General features: G+C 70.6%; 25 protein-coding genes and 1 pseudogene. 7 read left to right on the forward strand and 19 right to left on the reverse strand.

The features are described from left to right. Window positions 1-26: 26 nt before the first annotated feature. Both cseB and cseC read left to right on the forward strand, forming a co-directional pair. On the forward strand, window positions 27-731 hold the full coding sequence (gene cseB / locus ACZ69Q_RS14975; RefSeq protein ID WP_471041595.1) for a two-component system response regulator CseB: 705 nt from the start codon (window positions 27-29) through the stop codon (window positions 729-731). A gap of 10 nt (window positions 732-741) precedes the next feature. Then, on the forward strand, window positions 742-2,208 hold the full coding sequence (gene cseC, locus ACZ69Q_RS14980; RefSeq protein WP_471041597.1) for a two-component system sensor histidine kinase CseC: 1,467 nt from the start codon (window positions 742-744) through the stop codon (window positions 2,206-2,208). Window positions 2,209-2,247: 39 nt separating this feature from the next. Here cseC and ACZ69Q_RS14985 read toward each other — a convergent pair whose 3' ends face one another. The 3 genes from ACZ69Q_RS14985 to ACZ69Q_RS14995 all read right to left on the reverse strand — a co-directional run bounded on the left by ACZ69Q_RS14985 (window position 2,248) and on the right by ACZ69Q_RS14995 (window position 4,858). After that, window positions 2,248-2,682 carry a VOC family protein gene (locus tag ACZ69Q_RS14985; protein ID WP_346183952.1) on the reverse strand — a complete coding sequence of 145 codons (435 nt, stop codon included), beginning with the start codon at window positions 2,680-2,682 and terminating at the stop codon, window positions 2,248-2,250. Between the two features lie 60 nt (window positions 2,683-2,742). After that, a complete protein-coding gene (locus ACZ69Q_RS14990) occupies window positions 2,743-3,162 on the reverse strand; it encodes a helix-turn-helix transcriptional regulator (RefSeq protein WP_471041599.1) in 420 nt (139 codons plus the stop codon). 118 nt (window positions 3,163-3,280) lie between these two features. Continuing rightward, window positions 3,281-4,858 carry an MDR family MFS transporter gene (locus tag ACZ69Q_RS14995; RefSeq protein ID WP_471041601.1) on the reverse strand — a complete coding sequence of 526 codons (1,578 nt, stop codon included), beginning with the start codon at window positions 4,856-4,858 and terminating at the stop codon, window positions 3,281-3,283. A 118-nt stretch (window positions 4,859-4,976) separates the two neighbouring features. On the opposite strand from ACZ69Q_RS14995, the gene ACZ69Q_RS15000 reads away from it, so the two are divergent. Continuing rightward, entirely contained in the window at window positions 4,977-5,564 is a 588-nt protein-coding gene (locus ACZ69Q_RS15000; protein WP_471041603.1) for a TetR/AcrR family transcriptional regulator, read from the forward strand. A 34-nt stretch (window positions 5,565-5,598) separates the two neighbouring features. Here the strand turns inward: ACZ69Q_RS15000 and ACZ69Q_RS15005 are convergent, their stop codons facing one another. Next, entirely contained in the window at window positions 5,599-6,225 is a 627-nt protein-coding gene (locus ACZ69Q_RS15005; protein WP_471041605.1) for a M23 family metallopeptidase, read from the reverse strand. A gap of 492 nt (window positions 6,226-6,717) precedes the next feature. Here ACZ69Q_RS15005 and ACZ69Q_RS15010 point away from each other — a divergent pair, with 492 nt between their 5' ends. Next, complete coding sequence (locus ACZ69Q_RS15010; protein WP_471041606.1) at window positions 6,718-7,347, forward strand: HAD family acid phosphatase; 630 nt, start codon at window positions 6,718-6,720, stop codon at window positions 7,345-7,347. Between the two features lie 74 nt (window positions 7,348-7,421). On the opposite strand, the gene ACZ69Q_RS15015 is transcribed toward ACZ69Q_RS15010, so the two are convergent. Next, entirely contained in the window at window positions 7,422-9,947 is a 2,526-nt protein-coding gene (locus tag ACZ69Q_RS15015; RefSeq protein WP_471041608.1) for an ATP-dependent Clp protease ATP-binding subunit, read from the reverse strand. Window positions 9,948-10,377: 430 nt separating this feature from the next. Between ACZ69Q_RS15015 and ACZ69Q_RS15020 the strand changes: the two genes are divergently transcribed. Then, the gene (locus ACZ69Q_RS15020; RefSeq protein WP_471041609.1) at window positions 10,378-11,190 is read left to right on the forward strand and encodes an SCO3374 family protein; all 813 of its coding nucleotides are present in this window, start codon (window positions 10,378-10,380) and stop codon (window positions 11,188-11,190) included. A 31-nt stretch (window positions 11,191-11,221) separates the two neighbouring features. On the opposite strand, the gene ACZ69Q_RS15025 is transcribed toward ACZ69Q_RS15020, so the two are convergent. The 10 genes and pseudogenes from ACZ69Q_RS15025 to ACZ69Q_RS15070 form a co-directional block, all read right to left on the reverse strand. After that, complete coding sequence (locus tag ACZ69Q_RS15025) at window positions 11,222-11,557, reverse strand: histone-like nucleoid-structuring protein Lsr2 (RefSeq protein WP_030959275.1); 336 nt, start codon at window positions 11,555-11,557, stop codon at window positions 11,222-11,224. A 247-nt stretch (window positions 11,558-11,804) separates the two neighbouring features. Then, window positions 11,805-12,368: an amino-acid N-acetyltransferase gene (locus ACZ69Q_RS15030; RefSeq protein ID WP_107904505.1), complete on the reverse strand. Its 564-nt coding sequence runs from the start codon at window positions 12,366-12,368 to the stop codon at window positions 11,805-11,807. A 317-nt stretch (window positions 12,369-12,685) separates the two neighbouring features. Continuing rightward, window positions 12,686-13,049 (reverse strand): annotated as a pseudogene (locus ACZ69Q_RS15035) (BlaI/MecI/CopY family transcriptional regulator); the annotation flags it as partial. A gap of 152 nt (window positions 13,050-13,201) precedes the next feature. Beyond that, window positions 13,202-13,387 carry a hypothetical protein gene (locus ACZ69Q_RS15040; protein WP_471041611.1) on the reverse strand — a complete coding sequence of 62 codons (186 nt, stop codon included), beginning with the start codon at window positions 13,385-13,387 and terminating at the stop codon, window positions 13,202-13,204. Between the two features lie 236 nt (window positions 13,388-13,623). Beyond that, window positions 13,624-14,319, reverse strand: a complete 696-nt coding sequence (locus tag ACZ69Q_RS15045) for a hypothetical protein (RefSeq protein ID WP_471042581.1) — start codon at window positions 14,317-14,319, stop codon at window positions 13,624-13,626. Between the two features lie 903 nt (window positions 14,320-15,222). Beyond that, complete coding sequence (locus tag ACZ69Q_RS15050) at window positions 15,223-16,020, reverse strand: type III pantothenate kinase (RefSeq protein WP_272124073.1); 798 nt, start codon at window positions 16,018-16,020, stop codon at window positions 15,223-15,225. Window positions 16,021-16,028: 8 nt separating this feature from the next. Beyond that, window positions 16,029-17,000: a carboxylating nicotinate-nucleotide diphosphorylase gene (nadC, locus tag ACZ69Q_RS15055; RefSeq protein ID WP_471041613.1), complete on the reverse strand. Its 972-nt coding sequence runs from the start codon at window positions 16,998-17,000 to the stop codon at window positions 16,029-16,031. A gap of 5 nt (window positions 17,001-17,005) precedes the next feature. Next, window positions 17,006-18,715 carry an L-aspartate oxidase gene (locus tag ACZ69Q_RS15060; protein ID WP_471041614.1) on the reverse strand — a complete coding sequence of 570 codons (1,710 nt, stop codon included), beginning with the start codon at window positions 18,713-18,715 and terminating at the stop codon, window positions 17,006-17,008. Further along, complete coding sequence (gene panC, locus ACZ69Q_RS15065; protein ID WP_471041615.1) at window positions 18,712-19,710, reverse strand: pantoate--beta-alanine ligase; 999 nt, start codon at window positions 19,708-19,710, stop codon at window positions 18,712-18,714. Before panC ends, ACZ69Q_RS15060 begins: the two co-directional genes overlap by 4 nt. After that, window positions 19,707-20,636, reverse strand: coding sequence for a Rossmann-like and DUF2520 domain-containing protein (locus tag ACZ69Q_RS15070; RefSeq protein ID WP_471041617.1), 930 nt, complete (start codon window positions 20,634-20,636; stop codon window positions 19,707-19,709). The genes panC and ACZ69Q_RS15070 overlap by 4 nt, the downstream gene beginning before the upstream one ends. 265 nt (window positions 20,637-20,901) lie before the next feature. Here ACZ69Q_RS15070 and ACZ69Q_RS15075 point away from each other — a divergent pair, with 265 nt between their 5' ends. Then, window positions 20,902-22,239 (forward strand): threonine aldolase family protein, encoded by a 1,338-nt coding sequence (locus ACZ69Q_RS15075; RefSeq protein WP_471041619.1) that lies wholly within the window; start codon window positions 20,902-20,904, stop codon window positions 22,237-22,239. Here the strand turns inward: ACZ69Q_RS15075 and ACZ69Q_RS15080 are convergent. Next, complete coding sequence (locus tag ACZ69Q_RS15080; RefSeq protein ID WP_471041621.1) at window positions 22,229-22,444, reverse strand: hypothetical protein; 216 nt, start codon at window positions 22,442-22,444, stop codon at window positions 22,229-22,231. The genes ACZ69Q_RS15075 and ACZ69Q_RS15080 overlap by 11 nt on opposite strands. A 170-nt stretch (window positions 22,445-22,614) precedes the next feature. Here ACZ69Q_RS15080 and ACZ69Q_RS15085 point away from each other — a divergent pair, with 170 nt between their 5' ends. Then, complete coding sequence (locus ACZ69Q_RS15085) at window positions 22,615-23,721, forward strand: DUF5937 family protein (RefSeq protein ID WP_471041623.1); 1,107 nt, start codon at window positions 22,615-22,617, stop codon at window positions 23,719-23,721. A gap of 32 nt (window positions 23,722-23,753) precedes the next feature. Here the strand turns inward: ACZ69Q_RS15085 and ACZ69Q_RS15090 are convergent, their stop codons facing one another. From ACZ69Q_RS15090 to ACZ69Q_RS15100, 3 genes are all read right to left on the reverse strand, one after another. Beyond that, on the reverse strand, window positions 23,754-24,386 hold the full coding sequence (locus ACZ69Q_RS15090; protein WP_471041624.1) for an AAA family ATPase: 633 nt from the start codon (window positions 24,384-24,386) through the stop codon (window positions 23,754-23,756). A 54-nt stretch (window positions 24,387-24,440) separates the two neighbouring features. Continuing rightward, window positions 24,441-25,112 carry a response regulator gene (locus ACZ69Q_RS15095; protein ID WP_471041625.1) on the reverse strand — a complete coding sequence of 224 codons (672 nt, stop codon included), beginning with the start codon at window positions 25,110-25,112 and terminating at the stop codon, window positions 24,441-24,443. Window positions 25,113-25,187: 75 nt separating this feature from the next. Beyond that, window positions 25,188-26,402, reverse strand: coding sequence for a sensor histidine kinase (locus tag ACZ69Q_RS15100; RefSeq protein ID WP_471041627.1), 1,215 nt, complete (start codon window positions 26,400-26,402; stop codon window positions 25,188-25,190). Between the last annotated feature and the right edge of the window lie 13 nt (window positions 26,403-26,415).

Here is a 26,415-nt window from a genome sequence, read left to right on the forward strand (position 1 = left end):
AACACACGAGGACTGAGAGCACCGGGATGGCAGAACAGACCCACGTCCTGTTCGTCGAGGACGACGACGTCATCCGCGAGGCCACCCAGCTCGCCCTGGAGCGGGACGGCTTCGCGGTGACCGCCATGCCCGACGGGCTGTCGGGGCTGGAGGCGTTCCGCACGAACCAGCCCGACATCGCGCTGCTGGACGTGATGGTCCCGGGCCTGGACGGGGTCAGTCTGTGCCGCCGTATCCGCGACGAGTCGACCGTGCCGGTGATCATGCTGTCGGCGCGTGCCGACTCGATCGACGTGGTGCTGGGCCTGGAGGCGGGCGCGGACGACTACGTCACCAAGCCGTTCGACGGCGCCGTGCTGGTCGCCCGGATCCGGGCGGTGCTGCGCCGCTTCGGGCACGCGGGCCGCACGGACCGGGTGGACGAGACCGACTCCACGGCCACCGGCGGCCTGCTGGCCTTCGGCGACCTGGAGATCGACACCGAGGGCATGGAGGTGCGCCGGGACGGCCGGCAGGTCGCGCTCACGCCGACCGAGATGCGGCTGCTGCTGGAGTTCTCCTCGGCGCCGGGCACGGTGCTGTCGCGGGACAAGCTGCTGGAGCGGGTGTGGGACTACGGCTGGGGCGGGGACACGCGGGTGGTCGACGTCCATGTGCAGCGGCTGCGGCAGAAGGTCGGCCAGGACCGTATCGAGACGGTCCGTGGCTTCGGCTACAAGCTGAAGGCCTGAGCGAGGCGGCATGCGGGAGATGTTCAGACGGCCGGCCGCGTCCGGCGCGGCGAGCGTCGGCCTCACGGATCCGGCGGAGATCGCGGGGCAGGGGGTGGATGCCCGTGCGGGCGTTCGTACGGGGTCACCGGCGGGTGGTCGCAGCGGCATGCGCGTGAGGGGCATGGGCGGCGGCCGGATCGCCATACGTACGGGGCTGCGGTGGAAGCTGAGCGCGGCGATCGCGCTGGTCGGCGCCCTTGTGGCGGTCGTACTGAGCCTTGTCGTGCACAACCAGGCCCGGGTCTCGATGCTGGACAGCGCGCGCGATCTCGCGGACGAGCGGATCCAGATCGCCCAGCGCAGCTACGAGCAGTCCAAGCGGCTGAACTTCCCCAACCTCACGATCGACGACCCGGAGCTGCCGGCGGCGCTGCGGGACAAGGTCGAGGAGGGCCGGCGGGCGACCTATGTCACCGACACGCCGAGCGGCGCGCCCGACATCTGGGCGGCCGTGCCGCTCAACAACGGGCATGTCCTGTCCCTGCGCACCGGCTTCACCGACCGCAGCGACCACATCCTGAACCGCCTCGACCAGGCCATGATCATCGGTTCGATCGCGGTGGTGTTCGGCGGCAGCGCGCTCGGTGTACTCATCGGCGGACAGCTTTCGCGGCGGCTGCGCAAGGCGGCGGCCGCGGCGAACCAGGTCGCGAGCGGTGAGCCGGACGTCAGGGTGCGGGACGCCATCGGCGGTGTCGTACGGGATGAGACCGACGACCTCGCGAGCGCGGTGGACGCCATGGCGGACGCGCTCCAGCAGCGGCTGGACGCGGAGCGCCGGGTCACCGCGGACATCGCGCACGAGCTGCGCACGCCGGTGACCGGACTGCTGACGGCGGCCGAGCTGCTGCCGCCCGGCCGGCCCACGGAACTGGTCCTGGACCGGGCGAAGGCCATGCGCACGCTGGTCGAGGACGTCCTGGAGGTGGCCCGCCTCGACAGTGCCTCGGAGCGGGCCGAGTTGCAGGACATCCTGCTGGGCGAGTTCGTCAGCCGGCGGGTCGCGGCCAAGGATCCCGCCATCGAGGTGCGGGTCGTCCACGAGTCGGAGGTCACCACCGACCCGCGGCGCCTGGAGCGGGTGCTGTTCAATCTGCTGGCCAACGCGGCGCGGCACGGCAGGCCGCCGATCCAGGTCACGGTCGAGGGCCGGGTCATCCGGGTCCGCGACCACGGCCCCGGGTTCCCCGCGCATCTGATCGCCGACGGCCCCAGCCGCTTCCGCACCGGCAGCAGCGACCGCTCGGGCCACGGCCATGGCCTCGGCCTGACGATCGCCGCAGGTCAGGCCCGGGTCCTCGGTGCCCGGCTGACCTTCCGCAACATTCGCCCGCCGGGCGCCCCGGACCATGTGCCGGCGGAGGGCGCGGTGGCCGTCCTCTGGCTCCCGGAGCACGCGCCGACGAAGACGGGGAGCTACCCGATGCTGCCGTAGCGGCGGACCGGGCGGCTCACCTGGACCGGGTCCGAGGGTTCACTCGAAGGACTTGGAGAAGTCGAGCTCCTCGCTCCGCTCGGTCAGCGAGTACCAGTTGCCGTTGTCGTCGCGGAAGATCGCCTCGATGCCGTACGGCCGCTCCTGGGGCTCCTGGATGAACTCCACCCCGCGTGCCTTGAAGGTTTCGTAGTCCCCCCGGCAGTCGTCGGTGTGGAACGCCCCGGCACCGATGACGCCCTTCGCGACGAGCTTCTTCAGCGCCTCGGAGGACTCGGGGTCGAGGCCGGGACCGTCCAGGCTCATGAGCGCGAGCTCGACGTCCGGCTGCCCCTTCGCCCCTACAGTGACCCACCTCATCTCGCCCATGGACAGGTCGTTGCGCACCTCGAAGCCGATCTTCTCCGTGAAGAACGCCTTGGTGCGCGCCTGGTCGAACGTCCAGACGGTGGTGATGCCCAGCCCCTTGATCATGACCCTGCTCTCCCCTGCTCTGCTCCGTGGTTCCTTCCGTCACGTTAGGCAGGGGCACGGTCAACTCGCTTCTTCAGAGTTGCTGTCCCGCTGCCGGAAGCCGCCGGCCCAGAACATCGCGTAGCACCCCGGTATCAGCGCCGCCCCGCGGCCGACGTGCTTGTGCCGGTACTCGCTCGGCGACAGGCCGGTCCGTGCCTTGAACTTCGCCGAGAAGGTGCCGAGGCTGCTGAACCCGACCAGATGGCAGATCTCCGTCACGGTCAGATTGGCCACCCGCAGATACTCCTCGGCCCGCTCGATCCGCCGGTGGGTCAGATACTGCCCCGGCGTCTCGCCGTACACCGCTTTGAAGGCCCGCACGAAGTGATACCGCGAGTACCCGGCGTGTGCGGCCACCGCGTCCAGGTCGAGGCCGGGGTCGGCCCACTCCCGGTCCATGGCGTCCTTGGCCAGCCGCAACTGCCGCACCTTGTCCATGCAGCCGATGGTGGCACGCCCCACTGACAACGCCGGCACAGGCGAAGGCCCCCGGGCAGCACACCCGAGGGCCTTTTCGTTTGCCGGGCTCGGACGGCCTGGGGCCGCCTCGGGCCGCCTAGGCGCCGGCCTCCACGGCCTCCGGCTTCGGGTCCGCGCCCTTGAGCGGGACCTCCTTGACGAACAGGGCCGCCGCCAGGGCCAGCACGGCGATCACGGCGCCCAGCAGGAACGCCGAGTGCGTGCCGGCCGACACAGCGTGCTGGTACGCCTCGCGCACCGCGTCCGGCAGCTTCGCCAGGCTCGCCGCGTCGAGCTGTGCCGACTGCTCGGTCACCTTGGACCCCAGCGAGCCGGCCCGCTCGGTCATGACGTCCTGCACCCGGTTGTTGAACAGCGCGCCCATGATCGCGACGCCGAACGAGGAGCCGAGCGTACGGAAGAGCGTGGTGGAGGAGGACGCGACGCCCATGTCCTTCATCTCGACGCTGTTCTGCGCGACCAGCATGGTGATCTGCATCAGACAGCCCATGCCGAACCCGACCACGGCCATGAACACGCCGGACATGAAGCGGCTGGTGCCGGTGTCCATCGTCGACAGCAGGTACAGCCCGACGACCATCAGCGCGCTGCCGGCGATCGGGAAGAGCTTGTAGCGCCCGGTGTTCGTGGTCACCCGGCCGGCGACCATCGAGGTGACCAGCATCGCCCCGAGCATCGGCAGCAGCAGGAGCCCGGAGTTGGTGGCGGAGGCGCCCTGCACGGACTGCTGGTACAGCGGCAGGAACAGCGTCGCACCGAACATCACGAACCCGGTGATGAAGCCGATGAGGGACATCAGCGTGAAGTTCCGGCTGCGGAAGATGTGCAACGGCACGACCGGCTCGGCCGCCTTGGTCTGCCAGAACACGAACCCGACGAGCGCGGCGACGCCGATGCCGATGAGCTCCATGATCCGGGCGGACGTCCAGGCGTACTCCGTGCCGCCCCACGTGGTCACCAGCACGATCGAGGTGATTCCCACGGTCAGCAGCGCCGCGCCCAGGTAGTCGATCCGCGCCTTGGCCCGCTTCTTCGGCAGGTGCAGCACGGCACTGATCGCGGCGAGGGCCACGACGCCGAGCGGCAGGTTGATGTAGAAGGCCCAGCGCCAGCCCCAGTGGTCGGTGATGGTGCCGCCGACCAGCGGTCCGCCGATCATCGCCAGCGCCATGACGCCGGCCATCATGCCCTGGTACTTGCCGCGCTCCCGCGGCGGGATCAGGTCACCGATGATCGCCATGACGCCGACCATCAGACCGCCGGCGCCGAGTCCCTGCACCGCCCGGAACCCGATGAGCTGCCCCATGTCCTGGGCCATGCCGCTGAGCGCGGATCCGATGAGGAAGAGCACGATCGACGACATGAAGACGCCCTTGCGCCCGTACATGTCGCCGAGCTTGCCCCACAGCGGGGTGGAGGCCGCGGTCGCCAGGGTGTACGCCGTCACGACCCACGACAGATGTTCCAGGCCGCCCAGCTCGCCCACGATCGTCGGCATCGCGGTGCCCACGATCATGTTGTCGAGCATCGCCAGCATCATCGTGATCATCAGCGCGAGCAGTACGACCCGTACGCTCTTCGGCTTCTTGTCGGCCGGATCGGCTTGCTTCGCCCGATCCGCCGGTCCTGTGTCCACTGCCAGTGTGTCCGCCATGATTCCCACTCCCCCAGCCACTTACTTGCCGCCCGGCTAGTTGCCTACACTGAAGGAAGGTAGGTGCGTAACTAGCCGGGCGTCAAGTAAGTTTTCCGGAAAGCCGAGAAGTACGAGGATGGGTGGCACCATGGACGGCACCAAGCAGCGGCGCCGCGGGAACACCCGCCAGCGCATCCAGGACGTGGCCCTCGAACTCTTCGCCGAGCAGGGCTACGAGAAGACCTCACTGCGCGAGATCGCCGAGCGCCTGGAGGTCACGAAGGCGGCCCTGTACTACCACTTCAGGACCAAGGAAGAGATCATCGTCAGCCTCTTCGAGGATCTGACGAAGCCGATCGAGGAACTGATCGAGTGGGGCAGGCAGCAGCCGCACACCCTGGAGACGAAGCAGGAGATCGTCCGCCGCTACAGCGAGGCCCTGGCCGGCGCGTCCCCCCTCTTCCGCTTCATGCAGGAGAACCAGGCGACCGTCCGCGAACTGAGCATCGGCGAGACGTTCAAGGACCGCATGCTCGGCATGCGGGACATCATCATCGACCCGGACGCCGATCTGGTGGACCAGGTGCGCTGCATCAGCGCCCTGTTCACGATGCACGCCGGGATGTTCGTGCTGAAGGACCTCGAAGGCGACCCCGAGGAGAAGCGCAAGGCCATCCTCGAGGTCGCCACGGACCTGATCACTCAGGCGCACAAGGGCGCCTGAGCGGCAAGCGGCTGCCTCAGATCGAGCTGCTGCCTCAGATCGACAGGCCGTTGGCCCGAAGGAAGGCCACGGGGTCGACCGCGGAGCCGTAGTTGGCGGTCTTGCGGATCTCGAAGTGCAGGTGCGGACCGCTGGAGTTACCGGTGTTGCCGGACTTGGCTATCTTCTGACCGGTCTTGACGATCTGGCCGATCTTCACGTCGATGCGCGACAGGTGGGCGTACTGGGAGAACGTCCCGTTGCCGTGCTTGATGACGATGGCGTTGCCGTACGCGGGACCGTCACCGGCGCCGTTGCCGCCGGCCTTGACGACGGTGCCGCCGTGCGCGGCCACGACCTGGGTGCCGGTCGGGACGGCGAAGTCCTGACCGCTGTGGGTGGACTGCCACATGCCGCCGGCCTGCGCGAAGCTGGCGGACTTCGTGTACTTCTTGACCGGCTTGACCCAGGAGACGGCCTTCTTGGCGGGGGCCTTCTTCGCGGGCGCCTTCTTCGCGGCGACGGTCTGGGCCTGGACGGCGGCGGGGGCGGAGGTCATCTCAGCAGCGACCGCGCCTCCGGCGCCCAGCACGACCGAGGCTCCCAGTCCGGCGGCCAGCACAGCAGCACGGGTGCGGAACGCGGACGTACGGGGCGAACGGAACGAGAAGCGCGGGGACATTCGAAACCTCACGGGTACGACGACAGGGAAAACCACCCGACACATGCGGTCGCCGGATGGCCATCCCTTGGTAACCCCGCCGGGGCCGAACCCCAAAACCCCTCAACTACGACGAGAGCTAGTACTCAGTGGCAAAAATCCCCGCACCTTGACAGAGCGCCCAATACGGACGAACCAGCGTCAACACCAAAAGAGTCCGCCAGTTTTCACAATAAAAGTCTGTTTTGCCCGCAGGGCCGCTTTCCACTATTCCCGCTAGTAACGGACAAATCGCCTGTGCCTCATGTCACCGCCCAGTGCAATCGGAAGACCCCGGAATGTGACGGGCGCTACGCGACTCAAAGACACCGAGAACTGATCGCTCAGGCCGATGTGACGCACACCTCTAGCGACTTACCGTCCAGTAACCCTAACGTTCCCCTCACGCCACTCCCACCCACGAACATGCACGCGACAACAACAGAGCGCACGTGACGTGAGAGGACCCCCCACATGACCCTTCGCCGCCCCTGGGCGCGCCGTATCGCGGTCGGCACCGTCTCCGCGGCCGCCCTCGTGGCCCTCGCGGTCCCCGCCGAAGCGGCCACGGCCGCGAGCGCCTCGACCACCGCCACCGCGGCTGCCGAGGACGTGGACTACGACACCTGGCAGAAGGACTGCCAGGCGGTCATGAACCAGGCGCTGCCCTATCTGAAGCAGCGGATCGCCAACACCAAGCCGGGTGAGAAGCAGGCGATCGTCTTCGACATCGACAACACCACCCTGGAGACGGACTTCGGCTTCAGCTACCCGCAGCCGGCCAACAAGCCGGCGCTGGATGTCGCCAAGTACGCCCAGGAGCACGGCGTCTCGCTGTTCTTCGTGACCGCCCGCCCGGGCATCATCTACCCGGTGACCGACTACAACCTCAAGTACGTCGGTTACAAGGTCTCCGGCCTGTACGTGCGCAACTTCTTCGACCTGTTCAAGAACGTCGCCGACTACAAGACGGCCCAGCGCGCCGACATCGAGAACAAGGGCTACACGATCATCGCGAACATCGGCAACAGCGCCACCGACCTGTCGGGCGGCCACGCCGAGAAGACGTACAAGCTGCCGGACTACAACGGCCAGCTTTCCTGACGAGGCACACACAAAGGGGCTGCCCCGGGACTTGGTCCCGGGGCAGCCCCTTTGGCTCAGACCCAGCGCAGCGGCTAGGCCTCCTTGCTCAGGTTCGGCCCGCTTCCGCCGGCCGCCTGCTCGATCGGCGGGACGTCCGGCAGGGCCGACTTCTCCTCGCCGCGGAAGGTGAAGGTCTTGGTCTCGCCCTCGCCCTCCGTGTCCACGACCACGATGTGACCGGGGCGCAGCTCGCCGAAGAGGATCTTCTCCGACAGGGTGTCCTCGATCTCGCGCTGGATCGTGCGGCGCAGTGGCCGCGCGCCCAGCACGGGGTCGTAACCCTTCTTGGACAGCAGCTCCTTGGCGGACTGAGAGAGCTCGATGCCCATGTCCCGGTCCTTGAGGCGCTCGTCCACCTTGCCGACCATCAGGTCGACGATCGCGAGGATGTCGTCCTGGGTGAGCTGCGGGAAGACGACCACGTCGTCGACGCGGTTGAGGAACTCGGGCCGGAAGTGCTGCTTGAGCTCGTCCTGGACCTTGTTCTTCATGCGCTCGTAGTTGGACTTCGTGTCACCCGAGGCCGCGAAGCCCAGGTTGAAGCCCTTGGAGATGTCCCGGGTGCCGAGGTTGGTCGTCATGATGATGACCGTGTTCTTGAAGTCCACGACCCGGCCCTGGGAGTCGGTCAGCCGACCGTCCTCCAGGATCTGCAGCAGCGAGTTGAAGATGTCCGGGTGGGCCTTCTCGACCTCGTCGAAGAGGACGACCGAGAACGGCTTGCGGCGGACCTTCTCGGTGAGCTGGCCACCCTCTTCGTAGCCCACGTAGCCGGGGGGCGAACCGAAGAGACGCGAGACCGTGTGCTTCTCGCTGAACTCCGACATGTCGAGGGAGATCAGCGCGTCCTCGTCGCCGAAGAGGAACTCGGCGAGCGCCTTGGACAGCTCGGTCTTACCGACACCGGACGGACCGGCGAAGATGAACGAACCACCGGGACGCTTCGGGTCCTTCAGACCGGCACGCGTACGACGGATCGCCTTCGAGAGCGCCTTGACGGCGTCCTTCTGACCGATGACCCGCTTGTGGAGCTCGTCCTCCATGCGCAGCAGACGCGAGGACTCCTCCTCGGTCAGCTTGAAGACCGGGATGCCGGTGGCGGTCGCGAGGACCTCGGCGATCAGCTCGCCGTCGACCTCGGCGACGACGTCCATGTCGCCGGCCTTCCACTCCTTCTCCCGCTTGGCCTTCGCGGCGAGGAGCTGCTTCTCCTTGTCGCGCAGGGAGGCGGCCTTCTCGAAGTCCTGCGAGTCGATCGCGGACTCCTTGTCGCGGCGCACGCCCGCGATCTTCTCGTCGAACTCGCGCAGGTCCGGCGGCGCGGTCATCCGGCGGATGCGCATCCGGGAGCCGGCCTCGTCGATCAGGTCGATCGCCTTGTCCGGCAGGAAGCGGTCCGAGATGTACCGGTCGGCCAGGGTCGCGGCCTGGACGAGGGCCTCGTCGGTGATGGAGACCCGGTGGTGGGCCTCGTACCGGTCGCGCAGACCCTTGAGGATCTCGATGGTGTGCGGCAGGGACGGCTCGGCGACCTGGATGGGCTGGAAGCGGCGCTCGAGGGCCGCGTCCTTCTCCAGGTGCTTGCGGTACTCGTCCAGCGTCGTCGCACCGATGGTCTGCAGCTCACCACGGGCCAGCATCGGCTTCAGGATCGAAGCCGCGTCGATGGCGCCCTCGGCGGCACCCGCACCGACGAGCGTGTGCAGCTCGTCGATGAACAGGATGATGTCGCCGCGGGTGCGGATCTCCTTGAGCACCTTCTTCAGGCGCTCCTCGAAGTCACCGCGGTAGCGGGAGCCGGCGACCAGCGCGCCGAGGTCCAGGGTGTAGAGGTGCTTGTCCTTGAGGGTCTCGGGCACCTCGCCCTTGACGATGGCCTGGGCGAGGCCCTCGACGACGGCGGTCTTGCCGACGCCGGGCTCACCGATCAGGACCGGGTTGTTCTTGGTACGGCGGGACAGCACCTGCATGACCCGCTCGATCTCCTTCTCGCGCCCGATGACCGGGTCGAGCTTGGACTCACGAGCGGCCTGGGTGAGGTTCCGGCCGAACTGGTCGAGGACCAGGGACGTCGAGGGCGTGCCCTCGGCAGGCCCGCCGGCGGTGGCGGTCTCCTTGCCCTGGTAGCCGGAGAGCAACTGGATGACCTGCTGCCGCACCCGGTTGAGATCAGCGCCCAGCTTGACCAGGACCTGGGCGGCGACGCCCTCGCCCTCACGGATCAGGCCGAGCAGGATGTGCTCCGTGCCGATGTAGTTGTGGCCCAGTTGAAGGGCCTCGCGGAGCGACAGCTCCAGGACCTTCTTGGCACGGGGGGTGAAGGGGATGTGCCCGGACGGGGCCTGCTGCCCCTGCCCGATGATCTCCTCCACCTGCTGGCGGACCGCCTCGAGCGAAATCCCGAGGCTCTCAAGGGCCTTGGCGGCGACACCCTCACCCTCGTGGATCAGGCCCAGGAGGATGTGCTCGGTGCCGATGTAGTTGTGGTTGAGCATCCGGGCTTCTTCCTGAGCCAGGACGACAACCCGCCGCGCGCGGTCGGTGAACCTCTCGAACATCGTTAATCGCTCCTCAGAGCGGTCAGGCAGTGGGGGGAACTTCCCCTCCCTGTCCTTCCGCAGCTTAGTCCCGCAAGCGGGGACCGCTCATTCCAACTGCCGACACCGTCGATGGCCTCCTGACCCCGAACGCCGACATCTGCTCCAACCCGATGGTGCGAGACGATGTTCCCGCAGGCCAGGTGGTTACCCTCTCCATCAGTACGCCGATGGCGAACGTGAGACTCACTGTCCTGCGTGTCGCCCCCTCCCACTAGGGATGTCTTACCCGCTGGGACTGACACTCCATGCCGCGCCCCCCGGTTCCCTCCGCTACGGGCGAACAACCTTGCGCCACCCCACACCCCCGCACGCTCCCCTTTTCGACACGCTGCGCACTTGTCAGCACACCCAGCGTAACCAGCACCTCCATTCGGCGGTTGCTCCTGGCATGGTCGGCACCCGCCTCTCGTTCCCCACGGCCCTCGCCGCGGTCCCGCTTACCCGTCGGCCGCTCGATCCGAGCGATCAGGTCCGCCGGTGGTACGAGAACGAACTGGGCTGGCCGGTGGTGCCCGCGGCCCCCGGATCTCCGCCGGCCCTGCGGGTGGGCGTGCGCTTCGACGTCCTGGACGTCCCGGCCGAGGCGGGCCGTGCGGCATTGCGCCATCTCGGGCCGGACTCCCCGGTGGCCGTCCAGGGCGACCGCATGCGGCTGCTCGTCGCGGCGGGCGGCGCACAGGAGGTGCCGGGCGTGCTGGCCTGGCTGGAGTGGGGCGCCCTGCCCCTGGACCTGACGGCGCTCGGCGAGGGCGACCTCATGGAGGCGCCGCTGCCCGCGCGGGCGATCGGGACGCTCACGGCCGTAGGGCATTGCGCCTGGTATTCGGCCTGGCATCGCACCGGGGACGTGACTCCGCCGGCGTTCGCGCGGCACCGGGCCGACGAGCCGGGCCCGGTCGGGGCCGCCGTACGGCGCCCCGTCGATACCGGACCGAGGGGGGCCGTACGTCGTGCTGGGCTGCCGGGGCCCGGTGGTGTGCGGCCGCTTCCCCTGGGCCGCTCCGGCGCCGTGCAGGGGGCCGCCGTGTGGCTGCGCCCCCCCGAGCCTGGGGGCGAGGTCGAGGCCTCGCTGCCGACGTTGTCGGCGCTCGGGGGCGGTGGGGGCGCCCCCGATCTCGTGCGGGTTGTGGACACGGTGGCATCTCACTGCCACCGCCTGCGGCTGAGGCGCGCGTGCGCCCGGCCGTCGGCCCGTCCATAGGCCTGTTCCGTGGATCAGGCTTTGCCCTGGATCAGGCGTTGGCCTTCTCGTATGCCTCGCGAATGGACGCGGGAACACGGCCGCGGTCGTTGACCTCGTAGCCGTTCTCCTTGGCCCACGCGCGGATCTGCGCGGTGTCCTGGCTGCCACCGGAAGCGGCGCGCGCCTTTCCGCGACCACCCGAAGCGCGGCCTCCGGTGCGACGACCGCCCTTCACGTAAGGGTCGAGAAGGCCACGGAGCTTGTCCGCATTGGCAGTCGTGAGATCGATCTCGTACGTCTTGCCGTCCAGCGCGAACGTCACGGTCTCGTCCGCCTCGCCGCCGTCGAGGTCGTCGACAAGAAGGACCTGAACCTTCTGTGCCACCGGATTTCCTTTCATCGATAACTTGAGGGCCTGGGGTCTGCGGCGTCCGCCGTTTCGCCGTCCCCTGTTATATGCAGTACTGCACTACGTCGGAAAGCAAACCGCTTTTGCTGGAAAAACACAAACCCCCGGGAGAGACCTACAGCCCGGGCACCGTCCGGAAACGTGCGCGTTTCGGACATAGGGCACCTGGGCATGGCCTGTCGGGCGGAATACACCTTGTGGATCCATGGAGGATCCTTGGTGATCACAGATGCAGAAGCATCCGACTGTTGCCCAAGGTGTTCGGTTTCACTCGTTCGAGACCGAGGAACTCCGCCACGCCCTCGTCATAGGAACGCAGCAGCTCCGCGTAGACATCGGTGTCGACCGGCGTCTCACCGATCTCGACGAAGCCGTGCTTGCTGAAGAAGTCCTCTTCGAAGGTCAGACAGAAAACGCGTCGAACGCCGAGCCAGCGTGCGGTGTGCAGCAACTTCTCCAGCAACTGGTGACCGACGCCGGCACCCTTCAGGCCGGGCTTCACGGCGAGAGTGCGAACTTCCGCCAGGTCTTCCCACATCACGTGCAGCGCGCCGCAGCCGACGACCTCGCCGTTGTCGTCGCGTTCCGCGACCCAGAACTCCTGGATGTCCTCGTAAAGCGTCACCGTGGCTTTGTCGAGCAGGATGCGCCGGCGGACGTACTCGTCAAGGAGACGACGCACCGACGGGACATCGCTGGTACGGGCCCGTCGGACGGTGATGGCTTTTGAGCTGACTTCTGGGCTCTCGGCCGAGGGAGTCCCGGTCGAGTGGCTCTCTGCTGACATGAGCGGACGCTATCGCCCGTCGGGCTCCTGTGCGGAGCCGGGGTTCTCGCCGGCGGTATCCGGCTGGGTATCGGTGCCGGTATGCGGGGCGGGGGTTTGGGGGCGCCTCGTTTGGGAGCGGCGGGTTTGGCGGGGGCCTGTATCGGTGGCGGCGGCGGTTTCGGAGCGGCCGGTATCCGAACCGCTCGTATCGGCGTTGTCGCTATCGGTGCTGGTATCGGCGCTGCCGGTATCGGTGCCGTCGGTATCGGTGCCGCCGGTTTCGGGGGCCGTTACGGCGCGCGTATCGGGCGACGCCGGCGTCTCGGGTTCGCTGGTTTCCGGGCCCTGGACCATGCGTACGGCGTCCCGCAGGGCCTTGCGCTGTTCCTCGCTCATCATGCCGAAGAAGGCGACGAGCGCGGCGGCGGGGTTGTCGCTCTGCGACCAGGCGTCGTTCATCAGGGCGGCCGAGTAGGCGGCTCGTGTGGAGACCGCCTCATATCGATAGGCCCGGCCTTCCGCTTCGCGGCGTACCCAGCCCTTCTGATGGAGATTGTCCAAAACGGTCATCACCGTCGTGTACGCGATGGACCGTTCCTGCTGGAGATCTTCCAGGACTTCTCGAACGGTCACCGGGCGGTTCCACTTCCACACCCGCGTCATGACCGCGTCTTCGAGTTCTCCCAATGGGCGAGGCACAGCTCAGCACAATAGTGGGAGTTCTGGTTGTTGGCGTGCCGGACGTGCACTTTCTCTGGCAAATGGGAACAAAAAGGGCGTACGACTCGGAAAATGGCGGCTTGGAGTCGTACGCCGTTGAGCGTGCCGCCGGTTGAAGGCGGCGGTCGGTGTCAGGCGTCCTTGTTCACGGAGGCGGAGGCCTGGCGGGTGCCCTCCGCGCGCGCGAGGGCGGCGTCCACGGCCGCGTCCTCCTTGGCCTTGTTGGCTCCGCCCTGGGTCTTCACGATCACTCGGATCACACCGATGAAGAAGACGGCCATGACGGCCGGGGGGAGGAGCGCGGAGACGTAGTCCATGCGTCCAGGGTAGCCAGGGGGGTGGGGGTTGTGGCGGTGGGGGCGGGGTGCGGCAGGCGCGGGGGTGTGGGGTGCGCGGGCGCCGGGGTGCGGGGTGCGGCTGGCGCCGGGGTGCGGGGTGCAGCCCGGGCGGGGTGCGTGTGTGGCCCGGGTGGGGCGCGTATGTGGCCCGGGTGGGGAGTTCGGGCCGCCCGGGTAGGGGGCGGCCCGGGTGGGGTGTGCGGGTTGGCGGTGGGTCAGCCCGCGGCGAGGTGTTGGGGTGGGTTGGTGGAGGGTGGGGTCGGTTTACGGCGGGGGAAGACCTCCCCGGGGGTGGGGATGGGGCGGGCGGGCTTCGGGGCGTCGGGGGTGGGCTCCGGGCCGGGTTTGGGGGCGGCCGGTTTTTCGGCGGGCTTCTTGCGGGGCTGTTTGGCGGGTTCCTGGGCGGCGGCCTGGGTGGGGACGTCGATCGTGGCGCCGGGTGCGGTCGCGGAGTCGCCGAGAGTGCCGCCGGAAGGGCCTGCGGAACGGCCTCCTGGGAGGGCCTGGAGGTGCGTACGGGACGCCGGGATGGTCGGCGTGGTCTGCGGGGCCGTCGGGTGGGTGGCGCGGCGTCCCAGGGGGCGGCAGCGGGCCAGGAGGGCGGCTGCGGCGGGGTTGCTGCGCAGGGCTTGGAGGGCGGCGAGATCCTCGGGGATCGGGGGGTAGCCGGCGCCGAGGGCTTCTTCGAGGAGGGTGAGGTAGCCGGCCGCGGTGCCGGGGAGGGCGGCGCGGTAGCGGGCGAGGTCGGCCACCAGGAAGGCACGCATCCGGGCGCCCTCGCGCATCGCCTCGTCGAGACTCTCGGCGAGACGGAGACAGTCCTCGACGTCTTGGGCCGAGGCGGGGCTGGGGGTGAGGGCAAGGTCGAGGGCGCGGCGGAGCACACGCAGCTCCTCCACGCCGAACGCCATGCCGCCGCGGGATCCGTATGGCGTGGGCATGCGCCGACGATACGCGCTAATCAGACAAACGCGGCATATGGGGGCGGTGTGGCGTGGGGTGACACTCGGGTGGGTGGGGGTGCGCGTTGATGCCTGCGGCGCCTGTGCGGGGTGGGTGGGGGTGCGCGTAGCGCCAACGGTCCGGTGGGTGGGTCGGGGCCGTGCCGGGGGGTCTCCGTCCTCGGTCGGGCGGTTGCTGTCGGGCAGGGAGGCCGCCGTCTCTTGACGCCCGCCGCTGCGGGCGGACACCCCCCGGCACGTCCCCTTACGCCGTACGCGGGTGCTGCGCCAGCCCCGGCACGTCCCCTTGCCGCCGTACGCGGGTGCTGCGCCATCGCCGGCACGTCCCCTTACCGCCGTACGCGGGTGCGGCGCCATCGCCGGCACGGTTCCTTACGCCGTGGGCGGCCGCGGGTGCGTCTCGGTGCAGGCCGCCTGCAACCCCGCCAGGGGCGCGGGGAACTGCGCGACCAGCCACTACGGACCCGCAGACGCCGGACGCGGGCGACGCCCACGGCCCCCTCGTGGCGCAGGCGGCCTGCACCCGCCTGGGGGCGCGGGGAACTGCGCGACCAGCCCCCACGGACCCGCAGCCGCCGGACGCGGGCGACGCCCACGGTCCCCTCGTGGCGCAGGCCGCCTGCACCCGCCTGGGGGCGCGGGGAACTGCGCGACCAGCCACGACGGACCCGCGGACGCCGGACGGGTGCGTGGGGGTACGCCCGCCTATTTCAGCCCGTCCGGCGATTGAGGACGAGGCCCGTTCAGGGCCGGTGTGGGGGGCTGGGGGCGGCAGCCTCCAGCGGGGTTGCCAGCAGGGCCGGGGGCCTCGGGAACCGGCGTCAGGAGGGACCCCCGGCTCAAGCGACGCAGTCACATGCGGGAGACGTTGCGTTCGTAGACCAGGCGGAGGCCGATCAGGGTCAGCCACGGTTCGTGTTCGTCGATGACCGAGGATTCGCCCAGGACCATGGGCGCCAGGCCGCCCGTCGCGATGACCGTGACGTCTTCGGGGTCGTCCGCGAGTTCGCGGGCCATGCGGTTGACGACGCCGTCGACCTGGCCCGCGAAGCCGTAGATGATGCCGGACTGCATGGCCTCGACGGTGTTCTTGCCGATGACGCTGCGCGGGCGGGCCACCTCGATCTTGCGGAGCTGGGCGCCGCGGACGCCGAGGGCCTCGACGGAGATCTCGATGCCGGGGGCGATGACGCCGCCGATGTACTCGCCGCGCGCGCTCACCGCGTCGAACGTCGTCGCCGTACCGAAGTCGACGACGATCGCGGGGCCGCCGTAGAGGTCGACCGCGGCGACCGCGTTGATGATGCGGTCGGCGCCGACCTCCTTGGGGTTGTCGGTGAGGATCGGGACGCCCGTCTTCACGCCCGGTTCGACGAGGACGGCGGGGACGTCGCCGTAGTAGCGGCGGGTCACCTCGCGCAGTTCGTGCAGGACCGAGGGGACCGTCGCGCAGATGGCGATGCCGTCGATGCCGTCGCCTAGCTCGTCGCCGAGGAGCGGGTGCATGCCCATCAGGCCCTGGAGGAGGACCGCGAGCTCGTCCGCCGTGCGGCGGGCGTCCGTGGAGATGCGCCAGTGTTCGACGATGTCCTCGCCGTCGAAGAGGCCGAGGACGGTGTGCGTGTTGCCTACGTCGATGGTGAGCAGCATGCCCGTTCCTACTCCGCCGCTCGCAGGTCCAGGCCGATGTCCAGGATCGGCGAGGAGTGGGTGAGGGCTCCGACGGCGAGGTAGTCGACGCCGGTGGTCGCGTACGCCCGGGCGTTGTCGAGGGTCAGGCGGCCCGATGCCTCCAGTGCCGCGCGGCCGCTCACGATCGCCACGGCCTCCTCGCACTCGCCCGGCGTGAAGTTGTCCAGCAGGATCAGGTCCGCGCCCGCGTCCACGACCTCGCGGAGCTGGTGCAGGGTGTCCACCTCGACCTCGATGGCGAGCTCGGGGAAGGCCTCTCGGACCGCCTTGAAGGCCTGGGAAACGCCTCCCGCGGCCACCACGTGGTTGTCCTTGACCAGGGCCGCGTCCGACAGGGACATGCGGTGGTTGACCCCGCCTCCGCAGCGCACCGCGTACTTCTCCAGGGCGCGCAGGCCCGGTGTCGTCTTGCGGGTGTCGCGGACCCTCGCCCCGGTGTCTTCCAGTACGTCCGCCCACGCGCGCGTGGCCGTCGCGATGCCGGACAGGCGGCACAGGATGTTCAGTGCGCTGCGTTCGGCCGTCAGGAGGTCGCGGGTGCGGGTCGTGATCGACAGGAGCGTGTCGCCCGGCTCCACCCGCTCGCCGTCCTCGATGTGGCGCTCGACCTCGAACTCGTCCTCGCAGACGATCGAGAGGACCGCTTCGGCGATCCTGAGGCCCGCCACCACGCCCGCTTCACGCGCTACGAAGTCGGCCGTGGCCACTGCTTCTTCGGGGATGGTCGCGACCGTCGTCACGTCCACGCCGTGCGCGAGGTCCTCCTGGATGGCGACGTTCGCGATGTCCTCGACCTCGACGGGGTCCAGGCCCGCCTCGGCGAGGAGCTCGGCGAGTGCGGGGTCGAGGCCGCACTCCAGGTACTCCTCGTCGGCACCGCAGGCGCAGTCGTCGCCGCAGCCGCCGTTCGAGGCGAGGGGAAGGTCGGGGGTGGTCACTGCTGTCACTGCTCCTGGGGACGGGTCGGGGGGAAGTCTGCGGTGTCTGTGGTGTGCACGGCCAGTGTGCGGTCCGGGTTCAGGCGTACGACGATGTGGCGGCGCCATGTCGTGTCGTCGCGGTCGGGCTCGTCCTCGCGCCAGTGGCAGCCCCGGGTCTCCTCGCGCCGGCTCGCGGCGGCGACCAGGACCCTGGCCACGCACAGGAGGTTGGTGGCCTCCCAGGTGTCGACGCCGGGTTCGGCCGTCTTGCCGTTCTCGGCGAGGGCGTCGCGGGCCTCGGTGCGCAGTTGCTGGAGCTGGTCGGCGGCCCTGGTGAGGGAGCTCGCCGAGCGCAGCACGCCCGCGCCGTCCGTCATGATCCGCTGGATCGTGAACCGGGCCTCGGGGGCGAGCAGCGGGTGCTCGGGGGTCTCGGGGTACGGCACCGGGTTCGGCACGCGGGCGTGCAGGCCGTTGGCCGCGCGGGACGCCGTGATGTCCTCCGCGATGCGCTCGGCGTAGACCAGGCCTTCGAGGAGTGAGTTGGAGGCCAGGCGGTTGGCGCCGTGCACACCGGTGCAGGCGACCTCGCCGCACGCGTACAGACCGGGGACGGTCGTGCGGCCCTGGGAGTCGGTGCGTACGCCGCCGGAGGCGTAGTGGGCGGCCGGGGCGATGGGGATGGGGGTGGTGACCGGGTCGATGCCGTTCGCACGGCAGGCGGCGAGGATCGTCGGGAAGCGGTGCTCCCACATGTCGGCGCCGAAGTGCCGCGCGTCGAGGAACATGTGCTCGGCGTCCTGCTCCAGCATGCGCCGCATGATGCCCTTGGCGACGATGTCCCGGGGCGCGAGTTCCGCGAGTTCGTGCTGTCCCAGCATGAAACGGACGCCGTTTGCGTCGACCAGGTGGGCGCCCTCGCCGCGTACCGCCTCGGAGACCAGGGGCTGCTGGCCCTCCGCCTCCGGGCCGAGGAACAGGACCGTGGGGTGGAACTGCACGAACTCGAGATCGCTGACCTCGGCGCCCGCGCGCAGGGCGAGGGCCACTCCGTCGCCCGTCGACACGGACGGGTTCGTCGTCGCCGAGAAGACCTGGCCCATGCCGCCGGTCGCGAGGACCACCGCGGGGGCGTGCACGGCGCCCACGCCGTCGTGCTGGCCCTCGCCCATGACGTGCAGGGTGACGCCCGCCGTACGGCCGTCGGCGTCCGTCAGCAGATCCAGGACCAGCGCGTTCTCGATCGTGCGCAGGCCACGCGCGCGTACCGCCTCGACCAGGGCGCGGGAGATCTCCGCGCCGGTCGCGTCGCCGCCGGCGTGGGCGATGCGCCGGCGGTGGTGGCCGCCCTCGCGGGTGAGTTCGAGTTCCCCTTCGGAGGACTCGTCGAAGTGGGCGCCGGTCTCGATGAGGCGGCGTACGGCGTCGGGGCCCTCGGTGACGAGGATGCGTACGGCCTCCTCGTCGCACAGGCCGGCGCCCGCGACCAGGGTGTCGTCCAGATGCTGTTCGGGGGTGTCGCCCTCGCCGAGGGCAGCGGCGATGCCGCCCTGGGCCCAGCGGGTGGAGCCGTCGTCGAGGCGGGCCTTGGTGACGACGACCGTCCTCAGGCCCTCGGCCTCGCAGCGCAGGGCGGCGGTGAGGCCGGCGACGCCGGAGCCGACGACCACGACGTCCGCGGTGATGGACCACCCGGGCGCGGGCGCGTGCAGTCGTATGCCTGTGCTGGTCACGAGGCGGCTCCGAAGGTCAGCGGGATGTTGTCGATCAGCCGGGTCGTCCCGACCCGGGCGGCGACGGCGAGGACGGCCTCGCCGGTGTATTCGTCCTCGTGATCGGTGATCTCCGTGAAGTCGGACGGGTCGACGAGGGCGAGGTAGTCCAGTTCGAGCGGCGGGTCGAGGCGGGCGGCCTCGTCCAGGACCAGGCGGGCGGCGGCGCGGACGGCGGCCGCGGCGCCGGGGACGGCCTTGGCGACGGCGTGCGCGTCGGCGGCCGCGCGGGACTCCCCTATGGCGCTGAGCGCCTCCGCACGCGCGCGTGTGGCGGGCACTTCGCGCGCGCGTGCGCGCAGCGCCTCCTGTGCGGCGTGCCGGTCGCTGCCGGCGAACAGGGCCTGGGACAGCGCGAGGGCCGTGCGGCGCTCCTTGGGCGAGAGGTAGCGGTTGCGGCTGGAGAGGGCGAGGCCGTCCTCCTCGCGCACGGTCGGGACGCCGACGATGTCGACGCCGAAGTTCAGGTCGCGGACCATGCGGCGGATCAGCGCGAGCTGCTGGGCGTCCTTCTGGCCGAACAGGGCGACGTCGGGCCGGGTGAGGTGCAGCAGCTTGGCGACGACGGTGAGCATGCCGTCGAAGTGGCCGGGGCGCGAGGTGCCTTCCAGGCGCGCGCCCATGGGGCCGGCGCTGATCCGCACCTGGGGCTCGCCGCCCGGGTAGACCTCGTCGACGGCGGGGGCGAACACGACGTCCGCGCCGGCCTGTTCGGCGATCTCGAGGTCGGCGTCCAGGGTGCGCGGGTAGCGGTCGAGGTCCTCGCCCTGGCCGAACTGCAAGGGGTTCACGAAGACGGTGACGACGACCTCGCCATCCGGTCCGGCGATCGCGCGCGCGGTGCGGATCAGCGTGGCGTGGCCCTGGTGCAGGGCTCCCATGGTCATCACTACGGCGCGGCGGCCGGAACGCGTGCGCGCGTGCAGTTCGGCGGCGGTGCGCAGGGTGGTGGTCATCGGGTGTCTCCCTCGGCGCCGTTGGTCCCGCCCGCGAGTACCCCGAGGAGGTCCTCGGCGAGCTCCGGCTTGAGCAGGCCGTGGGCGAGGGCGCGGTCGGCGGTCGCGCGGGCCATGGCGAGATAGCCGGCGACGGTCTGCGGGGCGTGCCGGCGCAGCTCGCTGACGTGCGCGGCGACGGTGCCGGCGTCCCCGCGCGCGACGGGGCCGGTCAGGGCGGCGTCGCCGGAGCGCAGGGCGTTGTCGAGGGCGGCGCCGAGCAGCGGGCCGAGCATGCGGTCGGGGGCGGCGACGCCCGCCTCGCGCAGCAGCTCCATGGACTGGGCGACGAGCGTGACCAGGTGGTTGGCGCCCAGCGCGAGCGCCGCGTGGTACAGCGGGCGCCTCTCCTCGGCGATCCACTCCGGCTCGCCGCCCATCTCGATGACGAGGGCCTCCGCGGCCAGCCGCAGCTCCTCGGGCGCGGTGACGCCGAAGGAGCAGCCGGCGAGGCGCTGGACGTCCACGGGCGTGCCGGTGAAGGTCATCGCGGGGTGCAGGGCCAGCGGCAGCGCTCCCGCGCGCAGGGCCGGGTCCAGGACCTTGGCGCCGTACCGACCGGAGGTGTGCACCAGGAGCTGGCCGGGCTTCACGGCCCCGGTCTCGGCGAGGCCCTCGACCAGGCCGGGCAGGACGTCGTCCGGGACGGTCAGCAGCACCAGCTCGGCGCGCGCGAGCACTTCGGCGGGCGGCACCATCGGCACGTCGGGGAGCATCCGCTCGGCACGTCGCCGGGAGGTGTCGGAGACCCCGGAGACGGCCACCGGACGGTGCCCGGCGAGCTGGAGGGACGCGGCGAGCGCGGGGCCCACCCGACCGGCGCCGACGACACCGACGGAGAGCCGCGCGGGACGGTCCTTGGGATCTGGCTGTTGGCTTGTACTCACTCGACGGCGGCCTTCCCGTTCCAGTCCGCTCGGGGTACCGGACGATTTCTCGTCATGTTAACGCGATTGGTTCGAGAGGCGTTCGGTTGTCCACAGGCTGTGGGTTTCGCCACGCCTTCGCACGCGGGCGCACCGGGCGGGGCCGGCGCGCGAAAGGGGCGTGCGGGCGACGCGGCCTGCTGGGGGGATGCGGGTGACCGGCGGGCGGGGCCGGGGCGGGAAATGCGGGTGCTCGCGCAGGTGAGGGCACGGGATGATCCGGGGCATGAGCGATACGGCGGAGCGGGGCGAGGTACAGCGGGTGGAGCCGGGCGGGCAGGGGGCCGGGGCAGGGGCGGATCCGGGCGAGGACTCGCCCGACCGGCAATCGCCGGCACAGCAGTCACTGAACGAGCCGGCCCTCAACGAGCGATCACCAGGCGAGCAATTGTCGGACGAGCCGGTGTCGGACGACGAGCGGCGCACGCGGCGTCGCGAACGGCGCATCGCCGCCTACCGCAGCGCGCGGCACGTGCTCGCGCGCCCCGGCTTCCTCGGCACCCTCCGGGAGCGCCTGGCGCTGCTGGACGAGGCGCGTGCGCTGGAGCTGCACGACCTGGACGCGCCGTCGGACCTCTACGGCGACGGCATCGTCGAGGCCCTGGAGGAGAGGACCGCCGGCCTGCTCGGCAAGGAGGCCGCCGCGTTCTTCCCGACGGGCACCATGGCCCAGCAGGTGGCCCTGCGCTGCTGGGCGGGCCGTACCGGGAACCCGGCCGTCGCGCTGCATGCGCTGGCGCACCCCGAGATGCATGAGCGCAATGCCTTCAGCCAGGTCAGCGGCTTGCGTCCGGTCCGTGTGACGAGCGAGCCGCGGCTACCGACCGCCGCCGAGGTACGGGACCTCGACGAGCCCTTCGGGGCGCTGATGCTGGAACTGCCGCTCCGGGACGCCGGTTTCGTGCTGCCCACGTGGGAGGAGCTCACGGAGGTGGTGGAGGCGGCGCGCGAACGCGAAGCGGTGGTGCACTTCGACGGCGCGCGCCTGTGGGAGTCCACGGTCCACTTCGGGCGCCCTCTGGAGGAGATCGCGGACCTGGCGGACAGCGTGTACGTGTCGTTCTACAAGTCCCTCGACGGCTTCGGCGGCGCGGCCCTCGCCGGTCCGAAGACGCTGGTGGACGAGGCGAAGGCATGGCGGCACCGTTACGGCGGCACGATCTTCCAGCAGTTCCCGACCGCGTTGTCGGCCCTGGCCGGACTGGAGCGGGAGCTGCCCCGGCTGCCCGAGTACGTCGCCCACGCGCGCGTGGTGGCCGCCGCGCTGCGTGAGGGGTTCGCGGCGGCCGGGGTGCCGTGGATGCGGGTCCACCCCGAGCCGCCGCACACGAACGAGTTCCAGGTCTGGCTTCCGTACGACGCCGACGTCCTCGCCGAGGCCGCGATCCGGCAGGCCGAGGAGACGAAGACCGTGCTGTTCGCCAACGGCTGGGAGGCCAAGGGCCCCGGGCTGGCCTTCACGGAGGTCTACGTACGGGCCGCGGGACTGGAGTGGACGGCCGCCGATGTGCGGGAGGCCGTGGCCCGGTTCGCGGCCCTGCTGACCGAGGAGGTCACCAGGTAGAGCGCGGCCGCCCGTGCAGCCACCGCCCCAGGGCGTGCCGTATCCGCCCATGGGCCGGGCGGCCTGCGACGACGGCCCTGAATTGCCGGTGGTCGCGGATCTCGCGCATGACCTGCCAGTCGTGGGAGCCCGGCGCCGGAGGGGCCGGCTCGCCGAGCTGCCGGGCACGGTAGGTGTCGAGGAGGTAGTGCTGCGTGATGCTCATGGCCGATCGCCTTCTCGGGACGTAGGAGACATGACGTGGGTGGGTGATCGGGCTCCGCGGCTGCCCCGGTTGCCCCAGGCTGCGCCGGGTGCCGCCGCCGCGTCGCGTCGATTGACGGCCGCCGTCAATCGACGGCTGCGCTGTCAGTGGCGGGGTGCACCATGAAGGGCATGAGCGTGACCATCGACATCGCGGGGCTGCGGCCGGAGAGGCTCGCCGTCGTGCCCTCCCCGCTGGCCGAGCTCGGCATGGCGCTGCACGCGCTGTCGGAGCCGGCGCACCACCCGGGCCTCCAGGGCTGGGTGACGGGCGTGACGGCCCGGATGGACTCGCATCTGGCCGACCGGATGTGCGAGGCCGACTTCCTGTGGCGGTCGACGTTCTCGGACCTGTTCCTGCCCTTCGCGGGCATCCCGGGCCGCAGCACCCTCCCGGGCGCCACGCTGGCGGAGGAGCTGGACCAACTGGACAAGCTCACGGACGAGCAGTTCCTTGACGCCGCCCTGGAGTTCACCTGCGCCCTGCCGTACGGCACCAGCGGGCCCGACGCGCTGTCCGATCCCGAGGTGCGGCAGCGGGCGCTGGACCTCGCCGCCGCGCGCGGGCCGCAGCAACTGCGGTTCAGTGAGCGGCTGCTCGTCGATCCGCCGCGGATCCGGGCCTGGCTGCGGCAGTTCCTCCAGGACTGCGACGAGGCGTTCTTCGCGGACGCCTGGTCCCGGCTGAGCCACCAGCTCGCGGCCGACGCCCGGCACAAGACGGACCTCCTGCGGCGCAAGGGCCTCGCGGAGGCGCTGACCGCGGTGTCCCCGGCGGTCGCCCTCGACGAGGCGGCCGCACGGATCACGGTCGACAAACTGGGCGAGGGCCATACGACCGTGGGGGACGGCGGCCTCCTCCTCGTCCCGACGAGCCTGGGCTGGCCGCACCTGATGGTCCTGCACCGCTACGCCTGGCAGCCGGTGCTGCACTACCCGGTCGGCTCCCCCGAGCTCGCCGCCCCGCCCTCGGTCGAGCAACTGGCCCTGCGGATGACGGCGCTCTCCCACCCCGTGCGCATGCGTATCTGCCGCAACCTCGCACGCAGCGCGTACACCACGGGCGAGCTGGCCCAGGTTCACGGCATGACGGCACCGGAGATATCCCGGCACCTGAGCGTCCTGAAGAAGGCGGGCCTGATCACCACCCGCCGCCGCGGGCGGTACGTCCTGCACCAGCTCGACGTCACGGTGGTGGCCCGGCTGGGCAGCGACTTCCTGGAGGGTGTCCTCCGGTAGCGTCCGCCCCGGCTGGGTGCCGGGACCGGGCGTCAGTCGAACCGGATGTGCCTGATCCCCACCCCCGCCTGCCGCAGCCGCGTCCGCAGCGCGCCCTCGTTGTTGGGCCGCAGCCGCAGTCCGGCCAGGACGGCGATGCGGTCGGCCGTCTTCGGCACGGTCGAGTGGTCCGTCCACAGATGTTCGGCGAACTCCGGCTCGCGCAACCGCTCCAGGCAGTGGTCGAGCTGCCGCACGGCCCAGCTCTCCCGGCGCAGCCCGGCGTTCTTCCCTGCGACGTACCGCAGGACGTGCCCGAAGCCGCGCTCGCGCAGCCGCTTCAGGACGGTCTCCCGCTGGGCGAGGAGGCTGAAGTGCCGTACGTCGTGTCCGAGTTCGCCGAGGCGGCCGACCGTCTCGGCGAAGTAGTCGGAGTTCGTGACCGTCATGGGGGCGATGACCACGCCGTCGTGCTTGGTGAGCGCAAGGTCGAGCACCTCGACGACGCCCTGCCGCCAGGACGTCAAGTCCTGGAAGTCCCCGCGCAGTTCGGGCGGGAGCGTGCGGCGCAGACCGAATCCGGCGTGCTCCGGATCGCAGATGACGCTGCCGGGCAGCCGGCGCTGGATCTCGTGTGCGGTCTGTGTCTTGCCGCCCCCGAAGGGGCCGTTGATCCACAGGAGCATGCGCAGACCCTAGTGGGCACCGGTCACGCCGGGGTCACGCCCCCCGGCGCCGCGTCAGCCGTGCCCGCCGGCGCGGACCAGCCCGGTCTCGTAGGCCAGGACCACCACCTGCACCCGGTCGCGCAGCCCCAGCTTGGTCAGGATGCGGCCGACGTGGGTCTTCACGGTCGCCTCGGACAGCACCAGCCGGGCGGCGATCTCGCCGTTGGACAGCCCCTGGGCGACCAGCACCATGACCTCGCGCTCCCGGTCGGTGAGCCGCTCCAGCTCCTTGTGCTTGGGCTCCTGGCCGGTGGACGGCAGCATCGGCGCGAACCGGTCCAGCAGACGCCGGGTGGTGGACGGGGCGACCACCGCGTCGCCGCTGTGCACCGAGCGGATGGCGGCGAGGAGCTCGCCGGGCGGCACGTCCTTGAGCATGAAGCCGGAGGCGCCCGCCTTCAGCCCGGAGAAGGCGTACTCGTCGAGGTCGAAGGTGGTCAGGATCAGCACCTTGGGCGGGTCCTCCTCCAAGCAGATACGGCGGGTGGTCTCCACGCCGTCCAGCTTCGGCATGCGCACGTCCATCAGCACGACGTCGACGGCGGTCGAGCGCAGTACCTGGAGGGCCTCGACGCCGTCGCCCGCCTCCGCGACGACCTCCATGTCCGGCTGGGCGGCGAGCACCATCCGGAACCCGGTGCGCAGCAGCACCTGGTCGTCGACGAGCATCACGCGGATCGCCATCGGGGTCCTCTTCCGTGTCTTCCGTATCCGTCTACAGGGCCGTTACAGGTGTCAACAAGGGACATGTCTCAGGGGTCAGTGTGCTGGCTTGAGCGGCAGCAGCGCACTGATGCGGAATCCTCCGCCCGGGCGCGGCCCCGCGTCCAGGGTGCCGCCGACCATGCCGACCCTCTCGCGCATCCCGATCAGGCCGTGCCCGCTGCCGTCGGCGCCGCCGTCCTCGTACAGCTCGTGCGGGGCGCCCTTGCCGTCGTCCTCGACGAGCAGGCCGAGACCGTCGTCGAAGTAGACCAGACGCACACTCGCGCCCGCGTTCGGGCCGCCGTGCTTGCGGGTGTTGGTGAGCGCCTCCTGCACGATGCGGTACGCCGTGAGCTCGACGCCGCTGGGCAGCGGGCGAGGGGTGCCCTCGACCTTGAAGTCGACCGGGAGCCCGGAGGTGCGGCACTGCTGGATGAGCTCGTCGATCTGCTCGACGTCGGGCTGCGGGACGTACTCGCCGCCCTCCTGGTGCTCACCGGTGCGCAGCACGCCGAGCAGGCGGCGCATCTCGGCGAGGGCCTGGCGGCCGGTGGAGGAGATCGTCTCCAGGGCCTTCTTGGCCTGGTCCGGGGCGGCGTCGAGGACGTAGGCGGCGCCGTCGGCCTGCACCACCATCACGGAGACGTTGTGCGCGACGACGTCGTGCAGCTCGCGTGCGATCCGGGCGCGTTCGGCGGCGACCGCGACCTTGGCCTGCGCCTCGCGCTCCTTTTCGAGCCGGGTCGCGCGCTCCTCGAGCTGCTCGTAGTAGGCGCGGCGGGTGCGGATCGAGTCGCCGAGCACCCAGGCGAGCGCGAACGGCACCGTGAGGAAGATCATCAGGGCGATGTTGCCCAGGACGCTGGAGTCCCGCTCCGGCCAGCGGAGCTGTGCCAGCGGCGCCGCGCACAGGCCGACGCCCAGCGCGAGCCGGGAGGCCCAGCGCGCGCCGGTCGCGGCCACGGTGTAGGTGATCACCAGGAAGGCGAAGTTGGCGGGCGTCGTCGCCACATCCAGCACCAACTGCACCACCCCCACCCCGAGGGCCAGCACCAGCATCTTCTCCGGCATGCGCCGGCGCAGCGCGATCACCAGGCACAACAGAAGGACCACCACGATGATCGCTGCCTCTGAGTCCGTGCCCGGAGGGTTCTGCCCGCCCTCGTCCCGGACGGTCACGGTGACCACAGAGATCCCGAGCAGGAAGACGGCCCAGAAGCTGTCGACCCATGTCGGGTGCCTGCGGATGAAGTCGTAGAGGCGCTGCACGTAACCCAGCGTA

It is taken from the genome of Streptomyces sp. NPDC036764 (genome assembly GCF_055609385.1).

Bases quoted from the DNA above. Each gene is read 5' to 3' on its own strand.
- ACZ69Q_RS15040 (WP_471041611.1), bottom strand. From the start codon at position 13,387: ATGGACTACGTCTCCGCGCTCCTCCCCCCGGCCGTCATGGCCGTCTTC.
- ACZ69Q_RS15080 (WP_471041621.1), bottom strand. From the start codon at position 22,444: ATGAGCATCACGCAGCACTACCTCCTCGACACCTACCGTGCCCGGCAG.
- ACZ69Q_RS15020 (WP_471041609.1), top strand. From the start codon at position 10,378: ATGGTCGGCACCCGCCTCTCGTTCCCCACGGCCCTCGCCGCGGTCCCG.
- ACZ69Q_RS14995 (WP_471041601.1), bottom strand. From the start codon at position 4,858: ATGGCGGACACACTGGCAGTGGACACAGGACCGGCGGATCGGGCGAAG.
- ACZ69Q_RS14990 (WP_471041599.1), bottom strand. From the start codon at position 3,162: ATGGACAAGGTGCGGCAGTTGCGGCTGGCCAAGGACGCCATGGACCGG.
- ACZ69Q_RS15085 (WP_471041623.1), top strand. From the start codon at position 22,615: ATGAGCGTGACCATCGACATCGCGGGGCTGCGGCCGGAGAGGCTCGCC.
- ACZ69Q_RS15095 (WP_471041625.1), bottom strand. From the start codon at position 25,112: ATGGCGATCCGCGTGATGCTCGTCGACGACCAGGTGCTGCTGCGCACC.
- ACZ69Q_RS15045 (WP_471042581.1), bottom strand. From the start codon at position 14,319: ATGGCGTTCGGCGTGGAGGAGCTGCGTGTGCTCCGCCGCGCCCTCGAC.
- cseC (WP_471041597.1), top strand. From the start codon at position 742: ATGCGGGAGATGTTCAGACGGCCGGCCGCGTCCGGCGCGGCGAGCGTC.
- ACZ69Q_RS15015 (WP_471041608.1), bottom strand. From the start codon at position 9,947: ATGTTCGAGAGGTTCACCGACCGCGCGCGGCGGGTTGTCGTCCTGGCT.
- ACZ69Q_RS15005 (WP_471041605.1), bottom strand. From the start codon at position 6,225: ATGTCCCCGCGCTTCTCGTTCCGTTCGCCCCGTACGTCCGCGTTCCGC.
- ACZ69Q_RS15000 (WP_471041603.1), top strand. From the start codon at position 4,977: ATGGGTGGCACCATGGACGGCACCAAGCAGCGGCGCCGCGGGAACACC.
- ACZ69Q_RS14985 (WP_346183952.1), bottom strand. From the start codon at position 2,682: ATGATCAAGGGGCTGGGCATCACCACCGTCTGGACGTTCGACCAGGCG.
- cseB (WP_471041595.1), top strand. From the start codon at position 27: ATGGCAGAACAGACCCACGTCCTGTTCGTCGAGGACGACGACGTCATC.
- ACZ69Q_RS15050 (WP_272124073.1), bottom strand. From the start codon at position 16,020: ATGCTGCTCACCATCGACGTAGGCAACACGCACACCGTCCTCGGCCTC.
- ACZ69Q_RS15090 (WP_471041624.1), bottom strand. From the start codon at position 24,386: ATGCTCCTGTGGATCAACGGCCCCTTCGGGGGCGGCAAGACACAGACC.
- panC (WP_471041615.1), bottom strand. From the start codon at position 19,710: ATGACCACCACCCTGCGCACCGCCGCCGAACTGCACGCGCGCACGCGT.
- ACZ69Q_RS15010 (WP_471041606.1), top strand. From the start codon at position 6,718: ATGACCCTTCGCCGCCCCTGGGCGCGCCGTATCGCGGTCGGCACCGTC.
- ACZ69Q_RS15030 (WP_107904505.1), bottom strand. From the start codon at position 12,368: ATGTCAGCAGAGAGCCACTCGACCGGGACTCCCTCGGCCGAGAGCCCA.
- ACZ69Q_RS15075 (WP_471041619.1), top strand. From the start codon at position 20,902: ATGAGCGATACGGCGGAGCGGGGCGAGGTACAGCGGGTGGAGCCGGGC.